Source organism: Saliphagus sp. LR7 (genome assembly GCF_003344565.1).
In the GTDB taxonomy this organism is placed as follows: Archaea; Halobacteriota; Halobacteria; order Halobacteriales; family Natrialbaceae; genus Saliphagus; species Saliphagus infecundisoli.
This window is the reverse complement of sequence record NZ_QPND01000021.1, coordinates 42749-53520: the sequence shown is the minus strand read 5'-3', so window position 1 is coordinate 53520 and position 10772 is coordinate 42749. Positions and strand designations below refer to the sequence as shown.

General features: G+C 50.4%; 5 protein-coding genes and 1 pseudogene. 2 read left to right on the top strand and 4 right to left on the bottom strand.

The window, feature by feature from the left end; genetic code table 11:
• Window positions 1-464: 464 nt before the first annotated feature.
• The 3 genes from DVH23_RS19445 to DVH23_RS24715 form a co-directional block, all read right to left on the bottom strand.
• Entirely contained in the window at window positions 465-1148 is a 684-nt protein-coding gene (locus tag DVH23_RS19445) for a hypothetical protein (protein WP_157972510.1), read from the bottom strand.
• Between the two features lie 367 nt (window positions 1149-1515).
• Window positions 1516-5196 carry a hypothetical protein gene (locus tag DVH23_RS23815; protein WP_157972509.1) on the bottom strand — a complete coding sequence of 1227 codons (3681 nt, stop codon included), beginning with the start codon at window positions 5194-5196 and terminating at the stop codon, window positions 1516-1518.
• A 562-nt stretch (window positions 5197-5758) separates the two neighbouring features.
• On the bottom strand, window positions 5759-5956 hold the full coding sequence (locus DVH23_RS24715) for a hypothetical protein (RefSeq protein WP_114579057.1): 198 nt from the start codon (window positions 5954-5956) through the stop codon (window positions 5759-5761).
• A gap of 391 nt (window positions 5957-6347) precedes the next feature.
• Here DVH23_RS24715 and DVH23_RS19430 point away from each other — a divergent pair, with 391 nt between their 5' ends.
• Entirely contained in the window at window positions 6348-8687 is a 2340-nt protein-coding gene (locus DVH23_RS19430) for an McrB family protein (RefSeq protein WP_114579056.1), read from the top strand.
• Window positions 8684-9874: an McrC family protein gene (locus DVH23_RS19425; protein WP_114579055.1), complete on the top strand. Its 1191-nt coding sequence runs from the start codon at window positions 8684-8686 to the stop codon at window positions 9872-9874. The genes DVH23_RS19430 and DVH23_RS19425 overlap by 4 nt, the downstream gene beginning before the upstream one ends.
• On the opposite strand, the pseudogene DVH23_RS19420 reads toward DVH23_RS19425, so the two are convergent.
• A pseudogene (locus DVH23_RS19420) lies at window positions 9874-10470 on the bottom strand (IS5/IS1182 family transposase); the annotation flags it as partial. The gene DVH23_RS19425 and the pseudogene DVH23_RS19420 overlap by 1 nt on opposite strands.
• Between the last annotated feature and the right edge of the window lie 302 nt (window positions 10471-10772).

Here is a 10772-nt window from a genome sequence, read left to right as displayed (position 1 = left end):
GACGGGATTGCTTCCTACTGTCGATCCGGGACAGAGCACGTCTGATGAATCGTAGACGAGAGTCTAGCCTGTGTATCGTACTATTGGCCGAGTGAGATCAATTGACTGCGGTGGTCTATTCGCACCCGGATGTAACGATCGGGATACGCGCCGTGGTTCGCTAGGGCGAGGAACGGCCGTTCCGAGTCGCTGGTTTGGAGAGTTACCCCACGATCGGATTTGAGTGTAGGTTCGTGGGGTAACTCAGACAGTCCCCATTTCTCGCTTTAAGTATCTCTGGCGACAAGGTAGAGATATGAGAGAAGTGCGAGTGGGTTCTCACAGCTCTAATCCTGCATGAGACGTTGTCTTTTCCCGCCCCAGGTCGTGTTTGATTACGAGGCTGCAGGAATCCAACGCTAAGGTGGCCGTTGTAGTCTCGATGCCCACGGAAGGGCGAGGCTGTACCACTGACACCGGATATCTCAAACACCGCCCGAATTAACCCGATCCATGTATTCTTCTTCGGATATGTCGCCGTCGGCATACTGTTGTGCTAAATTTGAAGTAATTGACGTCCCGTCAGCGACCGGGCCCTCCGAGTCAACTGGGACTGCGATAAGCGAAATCGCTCCGTCGGTTGAGTCAACAAGTTCGGCATACATAATAGCAATTGTCCGGATCTCGTCGTGTGGATTCGTCGGATCCTGTGGATAGTAATCGACTCCAGTTACCGTATCTCCTCCAACGACATATTCCATCTCTGTCTCCCCAACGTATCCCGTTTCAACTCCATTGTCTTCCAGTGCTTGCTCGAACTCGTCGATATTTGACACAGATCGGCTTTCGACGTTTGACACAGACGGATCTTCCATACCCTGGATGAACGGAACCCACACGAATAGTGCGACAACAGCCACGATAGCCCCCGATTTCACACCACCAGAAGGGTCAATACCGGGGGCCCCCGATAGTTTCTCGGCAGCTCCCGCGTAGTTATTCCCGACGATTATCCCGAGTGCAAGAGGAAAGAAGAGCACTGCAACAAGAGCGAGTAGGAAATACCCGTATCCAACCCCAATGTTGCGTGCGGTTTCTCCTGGCCGCATTCCGGGGACTCGCTCGGTAATTGAAGGACTGTCAGTTCGGCCGTGTTCTTCTGCCGCCATGCATTCATCACATAGATCGAATACAAGTATGTTGTGGCCGTCTGTCACATTTAGTGCTACTAGTTAGCCACACGCGCGCGTAAATGCCTAAGAATTCGGGAAACTACCTCATGGAACAGCCGTACCCATGGGAGATTTTTACCGGAGCTACGGACGGACGCCCGCAGCGGCGTGAACTTTCATTCCTCTCGATTATCCGAGACGTCGGCGAGCCGCCGGTGTGACTGTTTGATTATCTATCCATGTTGGTATGGGCGACGGCGTGGGGGTGCGGTGCGAATATGTCCACGAATTAGGTGCCAGCACTGCAGATAATAGCGATAATACATAGTGGATCTTGAGATCAACCTGCGGAAGTAGGATTAACTTAGTGTAGGGTCCGCGTCTTAACTCCGATTTCAGCGTCCTCATAGATTGCACCAACTTGATCATCCCCAATATCTTCTGACACATTATCCAAGATGGACAGATGCTCTCGTGTTCCACGGTTTTTGATAACTTTTGCAACAATATTGTAGCGGTCAAGATTGGTATCTTTCTTTAACCATTGTTCAAGGATGTGGAAAGCGCGAGACTTTGGTTCTGCTCGTCTATCAAACTCGTCCATCCAGACTTTAATGTCGATTCTATGATCGCCGTCATCTTCAATCTCATCAAGACGGTCAAACAGGTCTTCGTCAGTAGGATGTGCGCTATATCTATGTTCGGACATCAAAGGCTGAACATTACTTGCACTCCACTCCATCATTCCAATCTCTTTTGCTTTATGTGCAATCTCAATCAAGTCCATCTCTCTAATATGATCGAGATATGGCTCAAGCGACACCAAATGCTTCTCCGATATGAGTTCTGACCGACCGTATGTATTGAATCCAAAATTCATCCGAACGTGCTCAAGTAATTTCCCGGGGTTATCAGTTTGTTCATACGTTTGGTTAGCCAGATCTCTAGACAACGGAGTCGCAGTATAGAGTGCCGCCTGAAAGAATGTTGGACGATTACCAATACGATCCCAATGAGCTTCAAGTAGTTGTTCTGCATCACTATCCGGAATCCGGAACAAGAACCTTCCAAGCTGGTAAAACAGATCTTGCTCATCATCCGGATCCACTGTGGCGAGAATTTCGTCTACCAACTCATAAGCCTCGGAACTCCACGTCCTGGAAATAGCTTGGAGATACGAAGGAGTCTCAATTATGTCGAATGCCGAAGAATGAAAAACTGATTGATCACCTAACTCCAACCGTCGATAATGAGCACGATATTCAAACAGTTCATTATTACTCATATCTTGCAGAATTTCAAGCTCCTCAACTTGAGCAGCCTTTGACCACGTGCGAAATGCCAAACGTCGAGTCTCATCTAACTCGTCTTCATCTGTCCAGAGATTTCTCAGACGTGCTTTGCAACTTGCCGGAAGCGAACGACCTCGCATCGCATTCGGATCCCACTGTCGAGAAAGCTCACTCGAGAGATGAATAGGCCCATGACCCTCTGCCTCATGCTGAAATTCCCCCATCTTCCTAACAGCTACTTCCAACGCATCAGGATCCGCAATATTCTGAAGGAGAAGTACAAGATGATACTCTAATTCAGGGAATTCATCAATAGCCTCATATAGATATTTAATTTGCCGCTTAGAGATATCACGGGCTAGCGCAAACTTCACTGCAGAATACACTCTCCCCTTCGTCACCCCATCATTATTACCAGCTTCATCCTCCCTCTCTACTTCATGAGTGCTTGGTAAAGACGCCCAACGACTGAATACCTTATTGACGAACGAAGAATCGTCTGGCAGACCACATTGAAATGCTGCCCAAATGAATACCGGTAAGAGACCGTCTTCGTCACCGAATTTCTTCCACGCATCTTTAATACCCGGTAAGAGCCCTGACTTACCAATAAATCCAGCAAGTTGTATTGCGCCCGAGATATTCTCTTCACCAATAGTCTCAAATCGTGTCGAAAACTCCTCTGTGTATTGTTCACCCCACCGGAGTCTCACTTCCTCCATAACAGTATCTCGCTGAGAAAAATTGGTATTCGGATTGCCCGAATCCCGCTGATTACAAAACTGAATCCCGGCGTCCAAATCCCCATTCCGAAATCGCGCTAAAAGAACCTGCGGCCAGTCTGGGAACGATTCTGTCAACTCACAAACTTTCCTTGAATCCATTTCCTGAACAATTTCTATTGATTTCCAAAGTAAGCTAGAGGGGAGATTAGTCGGATTGCCTTGTTCATCCAACCACTGTTGAAGTTCTGTATTTAGCTTGTCCTCATAGTCAGAAGCATCACCTCCGAGTTCACGAAGAGCTTCAAAAAGTGCAAGCGGATTCTTCTCACAGAGTTGGGAAAGAACGTCCTCTGGTGGGCGGAAATACGCTATGCCTTTTCCCAAAATAGAGTAATAATAGGGGTCACTAATGTAAGATGTATTTTCATTTCGCGAAAGTCGATCAAATGTATAAGCTGACAATAGATAATCTCTCACTCGGTCATGCCGGTATGATAAAATCCGCTCTTCTTTTCTATGAACAATAAATAGAAGCTGAGCTTGCTGAGTCAGTTCACGAACTGCTTTCACATTCTCAGAACCTGAAATCCAATTACGCACCGACCTCCAACCCGGTTCTAAATCCCTCTTTTCTAAGACATTTATTGACAGGTCTTCAACCGCCAAATTATAATCTGCAGCAATAAACGACTCAGATGATGCTGCACTCGCTGTATCATACGACTGATTAACGAAATCCCGAATCACGTCTTTAGAAGCTTTAGGTAGATCTGCCACGCTGTTCTCATTCTCCATTAGCTTACCCAGAAGACCGATGATATGAGGATCACCACCAACCTTTTCAACCAAGTCATGGGCAGCGTCCTCGGTGATGTTGACGCCGTGAACATCCGCCTGAGACTGGATTAACTCAACAGCAGTATCTGATAAAAGGGGACCGAGTTCAACAGGGTCTGCAAATTTATTGTATTGGATATTACGCTTATGTCTGTCCCAAATTCGTTGCCATAGCGGACATATTATGGCTACAGGAAATTCCTCAGTTTCGCTATCACCGCCATCCGGCATTTTCCCAACCCAATTTGAAATCCGTTTAAATAGATGAGTCGGATCATTGGCCCGGTTCAAATCATCAACAACAACCAGCAAACGACCATTCTTACTGGCGATTCGAATGGCTTCCTGTCCTGCCGTAGAAGTCAAAGAAACATGATGTCGGCTAAGAGCGGATTGAAGAGCCTGTGTCAAACTCGCAGAAGCTTCCACATCACTCGGTCTAACCCTCAAAGTCGGTGTTTCTTCTGCCAGCCAATTCTCCATCGCCTGATAACTAGTTACTGTTTTTCCGAACCCTGAGTTCCCGACAAGCGGAATTAGATGGTTTCCAGGCGAAGAAGATTCAGCGGTCTCGAGAATGGTCGATAACTCTGGGCGCTGGACGCGTAATTCCTCTACCTCAACGCGAAATTCCTCCTGATACGCACTCAAGCTTTTTTCGCCAATTTCTAACAAAAGTGGCTCCGATAACCGCTCCGCCTCTATGCCAAATTCATTCTGCCGGATCCACTGTCCATCTGGATCGTTATGAAGGAAATCACTAAGCCGATGAACCCCCCAAATATCAACCGACACGTCATGCTTATCTGCCTCTGATTTGACTTTTGTCACAAGGTCACTATCCAGATCCTTATTTGATACAAGAACGACAGTAAATTCTGCACTAGGAGAACCCTCCCGGATTTCATCTGCACGTTCGGCAGCCTTGATCAAGTCCCCCTTGTCCTGGCTACTATCTGAATCAGGGTCAGCAAGCCATTTTGAAATCAAACCAGCCTTCTTTGTCGTTGTATATTCAAAAAAGATATAATGTGGATTATCAGATCCCTTTACCCATCCAATTCCGTCTACAGGATCTTTGACCGGTTTGCCCTCTGGGTTAATACCTGTCTGAATAACAGATTCATAATATGGATCGGCTCTTCGAAGAATAGATGATACAACTGACTCAAATTTCCCTGAATCGCTCATTTGAGAGAGTCGCTTTTTGACCATCACTCTTCCATCCTCGGGTATGTTATCACAATAACCACGCCTGGTTCTTATAACATGTACTCCAGTAAGTCATAGCTGTGAAAATAAAAAGGACAAGCGGCTTTCCACCTTACGTGGAATCATCGTGCTGTGGTGGGTGGTGTGTCGAAGGTGAGCCCAGTGAAAATATCGTTGGCACCGGTACTTCCTCCGGGTTTGAGTGTCGAGGCCCTCGGCCAACAACTAAAATCGTTCACTACTTCGTGCTGACTTCGCCCTCTATATGTCCCACGCGGATTACATCAAATAACCGATGGTTTTCAATCCGTCGCGATACATCCCTCGCCTGTACCAAGCACGAGAATCAGTAGGGTGGGGTGAAATTTTGTCTCTCACCGCCAGCGACTCTCTACACGGGTTCGATAGTGGAGCGCTAGGACGCACGTATTCGCGATCGACTGAATGACATCAGGCGGGTGCTCCTCGGGGCCTTCTGATAGGGATCAGCAGACTAGTTCATAGTTTCTCTCGTCGTGCGGTTTTCCTAGCAGGCTGTTTTCTACATGAGAACCTCCGAATATAGACGCTGATCCCTATGAATATTCTGCTCGCTCTCGACTAGGTGCGTCAGCGCCGCGTCGATCACGTCAGCCATCGGCGGGTCGTCCTCGGGGACGTCGGCGACGATCTCGCTTGCCTCGTCGAGGAGCTGCTGGCGCTCGTCACTGAGTCTGAGGGTCGTCCGTTTCGTCGGCATATGAACCGATGTGCATACGGGGGGTACGAACCCGTCGATCTCGACTTCCGAAAACGGGTATACGGATAAAGGTAGGCTGGGCCTCCGGTATGATCGGGCCGACAGTGCTCGCGATGGACGTCGATCTATGCACGGTGGGTGCTCGTCGACGGTGCCGATCGTGCATATATCCGGTCGGCTGCATACATCGACGTCTGACCCCGGGCTTCTACATGCCAAGACCTTCTACGGCTCTTTCACCGGAACACGGTGTCGACACCACGAACAACTGGCTCCGACAGTTGGCATGGGTCTGGAACGTTTGCCTAAGTTAGCGGTTCCCCTGCCGTTGTGAGCCGAGCGTACCCCACCGGGACAAGGTTATTCTGTCCGTTCTGTCAATACCGACGGTATGGTTAATGTGGTTTCAGTAGGAGAATTCGACCTCGATAAAGGAGCCCTCCACGCAGCTGTCGATACGTACCTCGATTTCAAATCGTCCGATAAGAATCGGCGAAACCGGAATTTGGAGATTCTGAATAGCGGCCACTCGTGGCTCAACCAACATGACCTGACTGCGAACACGGTATCGGGATACATGACGGCGCTCAGAGAAGCAACGGGAGATGGTCACCACCTCCTGTCCGAGGAAGACTTCGATAAACTGGAGGCGAAGGTAGCGGATGACGCTGAAACCTTCATCGAAGATCTGGTAGCCCTATTCGAAGATGAGAGTCCACTCGAAGATCGCATCGAGCGATTCAGGACGGATCAAAGTATAGACCTCCCGGTCATCAGTATTCTCTTGACGACTTCCGACCCAGACCTATACGTACCGTACGACAAGGAAGGCTTTGAGACCCTCATTCGTTACTTTACTGGGTTAAACAGTCCCGATATAGACGATCTTTCGGTCGGGAGAAAATATGATCTGTATCGGAGCTACTGTTCTGCAATCCAGACAAAAGTCTTGAACGAGAAACTCACCGAAGCAACGCTTCAGGACATTCAAGAGTTCGTGAGTAGTGTAACGTACTCGGCGGAATGTAGATACAATTTCATTCTCAGATACCTCTTCAGACACACTAGCCGGTTAGAGGAATTTGAGGAGGACACTTCTCTGTTCCTCGACGAGATTCGCACGCTACCCCAGGCATTTCTCAGAGATCAGCTTGAGGCGTACGAAGGACGCCAGAAAATAACCAAAATCCGGTACGACGTACTCGATACCATCCTTGACGGTGAATCCGTAGATATCGACGAAATCGCCGCACGAGAGAATGCAAACCACGAGAAGAACATCATGAACTCGTGGGACGACTACAAGATCCTCGCTCAGATTTATTACAACTATGCCAAAGACCGTGTAGAGGCGTACATCGAGGATTTACTCGATTATCTGCGAAACGAGATAGATGCTGACCAACTGTCTACTCACTACGTCACCTACCAAGGCGCAACCAATATCCCGAGTACTCGCTCGTGGGCTGTTCTGTATCCGAGCGTTCTCGGAGATCACAAATCGGCATATCAACTGTACATCTACTTCTATCCCAATGAGATCGAATACGGGATCGACAACGGGAGCGATGTCCCTCGAAAGGAATACGATGACGAGTCGTTCGAGTCTGAAGACGAGGTATCGATCCAGAGCGTGGTCGAAGCATACAGAGAACGGTTGGACACGTTCTGGAGATGGAACGAAGAACTGATCGAAGAACCAGACACCGCAGAGTACGACGAGTTACCGTGGTTCGAGACCGTCGAAAAACATCTCCAACGCAAGAAACAGATTGTTTTCCACGGTCCGCCAGGAACCGGGAAGACCTATGGAGCGCTCAACTTCGCCAAGTGGTGGATAGACAGGGGGCTAGACGAGGACGACCACTTCGATGATGCTGTTGAGGACCGCCTTCGGATGGTAACGTTCCATCCGACGTTTTCGTATGAAGACTTCATCGAGGGGATAACGGCGAAGACCCGTGACGGCGACCTCGTGTACGAACCCGAGGCTGGCGTGTTCAAGGAGATGGCTGAGGACGCCGTCGAGGCCTACGAAGACGCCGACTCGAAAGCAGACGCGCCCAGATACATCCTCATCATCGACGAAGTGAACCGAGGGAACATCCCGAAGATCTTCGGTGAGACGATCACCCTCATTGAGAACGACAAACGACTCGGTGAACCGAACGAGATGAAGGACGAGCTGCCCCACTCGGATGGCCGACTCGTAGTGCCCCCGAATCTCTACATCATCGGGACGATGAACACGGCCGATCGATCGATCGCTCTCGTCGATGCCGCGATACGTCGGCGGTTTCGATTTCGGCACTTCCTGCCCAACTATGACGTTCTCTACGACGAACTCGGCTTTGAAGGTGAGCAGGACGTCAAAACCAAAGCCTCCGTGGAGGAGGGGCAGGACCTCGGAGCACTCTCCATTCTCACACTCCGAGCCATCAACGAGCGCATTCGAGACAGTGGGAATCTCGGAAAAGGCAAACAGGTCGGACACTCCTACCTCATCGGTGGGACCACTGACGAGCATCTCGTCGAGTCCTGGAAGAACGAAATACTCCCCCTGCTCGAAGAGTACTACTTTGGAGATATGGAGCGGCTCAAAGAGCACATCTTCGATGGCGGTGGCGGGAAACTCTTCAACTGGGATGAACAGCAGATCGCCGATTTCGATTCGGACGCGCTCCGTGAGGCGTTTTCTGAACTCGTTGGCGAGGAAGGTGAAGACGAGTGACGGCTGATGACCTGATAGAACTGTCCGAATACGACGAATCGGACCCCATCGACCTGTCGGATGACGATATCGAGATGATCGAATCACAGGTGGATGGGTTACGAGTTGAATACAGACGGGACGAGCAGGTCGTACTGCACACGGACCATCGAGTCGGAGTTGTATCCCTACCCGATGGGCCAACGATCGAGATCCAACCAAAGGTCGGGGATCCGAACTTGGTCACGCTTCTACGATATGCAAATGGGACAGAACCAACCCACCTCTCGCGCGAAACGGAACTCGAAAGCGGGACGAATTTCGTCGATACAATAGCAGTACTGTATCTCGAAGAGTTGGAGGAAATCCTTTCGCAGGGCCTCAGAAGGGAGTACGTCGAAGTGGAAGGAACAGAAGAGTACCTTCGAGGCAGATTGAATGTCCGGAGGCAGCTCGCAGGGGGCCCCGGTAAGACAGATTTCGAGTGTGATTATGACGAGTTCACGTACGATACCACGCTAAACCAGACAATTCTCTGCGTTACGAACGTCCTGTCGTCGTTGATGGATAGCGCCGAGATTGCCGGCGAATTACGCGAACACGAATCGCGGCTCAGGCGACGAATAACGCTCCGAGAAGTGCCGATTGAGGAAGCTGAACAGATCGAACTGACTCGTCTTACCGATTACTACGAGAAACTTCTGGCCTTGTCGCTGCTCGTGTTGAAACACATCTACATCGAAGACATCGTCGTGGGTGAGGGAGTATCCTACTCGCTACTGATCGGAATGAATGAGGTGTTCGAAAAGTTGGTTGAGAGAACTGCACGAGAAACCGTAGACGAACGAGATGGCTGGAGCGTAGAGGGACAGGCCCGGACCGGCAATCTACTCAGAGGAAGTCCATCGATTCGTATGCGACCTGATTTCGTGATCAGACATCACGGTGAGCCAGTGCTGGTTGGGGACGCCAAATGGAAGACCGAGGTCAAGAACAACGATGTCTATCAGGTCGTAGCATATCAGACAGCGTATGACGCGCCTTGTGTGTTAGTCTATCCCGACAACGATGAGGACCTTCAAAACGACTACTCCGTGAAGAACGGGCATAGTTTAGCGATGTTGGAGTTGCCGACCGGGGTGAACACCGCCGATGTCGGTGAATTTGGTCGGAGAAGTGTGGAAGCTCTTACCGACTTCTTGTTTTAGATAGGTCGCGTTGACTCGGAGCGACACTCCTCACGGAGGTCGCTCCACGAGTAGTTCGCGTCAGCAGACATCACACGCAGGTCTTCCGCGTTCCGGCGGAAGACCTGCATCCCGATATGGCCGTCCCACGCCTTCTGCGTCGTGAAATAAACGTTTTTGATCCCGAGCGAGTGCACGTCGATCAAGATCGTTGTCTTCATCAACTGGAATGAGTAGTTTGCGCGATCGCGATAGTGATGGCTGGTTTGATCGCGCTGGAAGCCACTCGCGTCAATCGCGGCTTCACCACTCCAGCCCGCCTGCTCCGCGCTTCGGCGGAGTTTACGCATCCGATACTCTTGTTCCCACCGACAGAGCGAGCTGTAGTGCGATGCCTCATCGAGGTCAAATACAGCGAGGACACCGGGAATTTCATCAAGATAGTCCTCGGTCTCACGGAGGCTCTTCTCCAGTTCGACGCGGAACAAAATCAACGCGATCTGTGTCCACTCGGCGTACCCGTCCGCGCCCTCCGGCGCGGCGGGTACGTCCGGATCCGCAACGTGCTGTTTGGCAAGGTCTCGACACAACCGTGCGAGCCGTCTGAGCGATACCATATCGCCAGACGGCGTCCAATACCTGGTGAGCCTCACGGAATCTTCCTGTGAGAGCGGCTGAAGCTACCGTCAATCGGCGGCAAAACAGGGCAACTGATTCTCATCGGGTTGCTCTCGCTCGTGATTAGCCGCACGCTCAGAGAACTGTTCATCGAGATCATCAAACACCAGCAAGAAGACCGCAGCGACGACGATGGTGACGCGTCGTCGCTGCTTCCCCGAGAACGGTGGGTCCGAGCGTTCAGACGGCGAAGTGATTATATTCTCCGCCGAGTCGCTGAGCGACTCGGCTACGAGCCACC

Bases quoted from the DNA above. Each gene is read 5' to 3' on its own strand.
- DVH23_RS23815 (WP_157972509.1), bottom strand. From the start codon at position 5,196: ATGAGCGATTCAGGGAAATTTGAGTCAGTTGTATCATCTATTCTTCGA.
- DVH23_RS19430 (WP_114579056.1), top strand. From the start codon at position 6,348: ATGGTTAATGTGGTTTCAGTAGGAGAATTCGACCTCGATAAAGGAGCC.
- DVH23_RS24715 (WP_114579057.1), bottom strand. From the start codon at position 5,956: ATGCCGACGAAACGGACGACCCTCAGACTCAGTGACGAGCGCCAGCAG.
- DVH23_RS19445 (WP_157972510.1), bottom strand. From the start codon at position 1,148: ATGGCGGCAGAAGAACACGGCCGAACTGACAGTCCTTCAATTACCGAG.